Origin of the sequence: Mesorhizobium sp. M8A.F.Ca.ET.165.01.1.1 (genome assembly GCF_004792065.1) — a bacterium.
GTDB lineage: Bacteria > Pseudomonadota > Alphaproteobacteria > Rhizobiales > Rhizobiaceae > Mesorhizobium.
Genome location: NZ_SRTH01000055.1, coordinates 1 through 574 on the forward strand (window position 1 = coordinate 1; position 574 = coordinate 574).

Genomic DNA, 574 nt, shown 5'->3' on the forward strand with positions numbered 1-574 from the left:
AGCGGATGCATCCCGTTCAGCGTCTCCCTGGCATCAACAATCGTCATTGTGTATGCGAGCTTCCGGCTTGCTCCTTGTATGGTATCACCTCGCGGTCTGGGTGCCAGTGTGCATAAGAGTGGCATACAACCTCATTTGCCGTGTTGCGACGCTTTCCATGCTGAATCGCGCAACGATCGTTTGTACTGCGCGGCGCGCCATCGCATCGCGCTCGGCTTCCGATAGGTCCAGCGCGCGAAACAGGAGCCCGCCATACTCCAAATGCGAGCGAGCCAAGAAGCCGCTGCGCTCATGCTCCACAATATCGGACGCCCCGCTGACATCGGTGATGATCGGGATCACACCGCAACTCATGGCCTCGAGCAGGGCGTTTGACATGCCTTCCGACACCGAGGTGGAAAGATAGAAGTCAGCCTTCCACAGGAATGGAAAGACATCTTCAACCGCGCCGGCGAATTTGACCCTGCCGGAAAGGCCCAACCGCACCGTCTGTTCCTCAAGCGCGGCGCGACACTGGCCATCGCCTAAGACGGTGAGTTGCGCTTGCGCCTCGGCGGGAAGGGCCGCGAACGCA

General features: G+C 59.8%; 1 protein-coding gene. It reads right to left on the reverse strand.

Annotation, left to right across the window (positions count from 1 at the left end; translation table 11 throughout):
• Positions 1–84: 84 nt before the first annotated feature.
• A partial coding sequence (locus tag EN808_RS35095; RefSeq protein WP_135918214.1) for a glycosyltransferase occupies positions 85–574 on the reverse strand: 490 nt, incomplete at its 5' end.